This is a genomic window from Marilutibacter maris, assembly GCF_006546735.2.
In the GTDB taxonomy this organism is placed as follows: domain Bacteria; phylum Pseudomonadota; class Gammaproteobacteria; order Xanthomonadales; family Xanthomonadaceae; genus Marilutibacter; species Marilutibacter maris.
On sequence record NZ_VICD02000040.1, the window covers coordinates 1 to 1,069 of the forward strand.

Below are 1,069 nucleotides of genomic sequence, written 5' to 3' on the forward strand. Positions count from 1 at the left end.
GAGCGCAGCCGGATATCGTTCCCCCCTGAGTCAGGGGGCGATTCGCGCGCAGCGCGAATGGGGGTCTGGAAGCGCAACGGCGGGGCCCGAGGTTTGCGCAGCAAACCTTGGGAGATATCCGGGCGCAGCCGGATATCGTCCCATCGGGCTTCTACAATATCCGCCACGACCGCCCTCACGGACGTACCGATGACCACGACCATCCGCCGCGCGACGCTGACCGATCTGGACATGCTGGTCCCGCTGTTCGACGCCTACCGGCGCTTCTATGGCCAGCCCGGCGACCTGCCGCGCGCCCGCGGCTTCCTGCAACAGCGACTGCAGCAGGCCGAGTCGACCGTCCTGCTCGCGTACGTGGACGAGGTCCCGGCCGGCTTCGTCCAGCTCTATCCGTCGTTCTCTTCGGTACGCACCGCGCGCGTGTGGATCCTCAACGACCTCTACGTCGATCCGGCCGCGCGACGTCGCGGCGTCGCCCGCGCCCTGCTGGAAACCGCCGAACGCTTCGCCCGCGAAGGTGGCGCCAGCGGCCTGATGCTGGAAACCTCGCGCGACAACGCCGCCGCGCGCGCGCTGTACCGCGAAGCCGGCTGGCACGAAGAGGCGACCCAGTGGTATGCCTTGTCGTTCGACGACGCCGCGGCCGAGGAGTCGCTGTTCGTCTATGGCACCTTGCAGGACGCCCAGGTCCAGCGACGGCTGTTCGGCCGCACCCTTTCCGGCAGCGCCGACGCCCTGCCCGGCTATCGGCTCGATTGGCTGGAGCTGCGCGCCCCCGCCGCGGTGGCGACAAGCGGCATCCTCCGCCACCCGATCATCCACGCCAGCAGCGCCAACGGCGACCGGGTCGCCGGCATGCGCCTGCAACTGAGCGCGGTCGAACTCGCGCACGCGGACGCCTACGAGGGCGACGACTACCGGCGCGTGCGGGTGACCCTGGCCTCCGGGGCCCAAGCCTGGGCCTACGCGGCACCGTCGCCGGCATCGGCGTGAACGACCCTCGTCCCGCCCTGCGAGAACGCCTGCGCCTGCGCCCGGGCGACGCCCACGCCTGGATCCTGCTCGGCGA

1 protein-coding gene is annotated in these 1,069 nt (G+C 70.9%); it reads left to right on the forward strand.

The genetic code is table 11. The annotated features are described in order from the left end of the window. Window positions 1-189 precede the first annotated feature (189 nt). Window positions 190-993 carry a GNAT family N-acetyltransferase gene (locus tag FKV24_RS20110; protein ID WP_170288196.1) on the forward strand — a complete coding sequence of 268 codons (804 nt, stop codon included), beginning with the start codon at window positions 190-192 and terminating at the stop codon, window positions 991-993. Window positions 994-1,069 lie beyond the last annotated feature (76 nt).

What these genes read in the sequence shown, in the direction of transcription:
- FKV24_RS20110 (WP_170288196.1), top strand. Translation starts at nt 190, where the DNA reads ATGACCACGACCATCCGCCGCGCGACGCTGACCGATCTGGACATGCTG.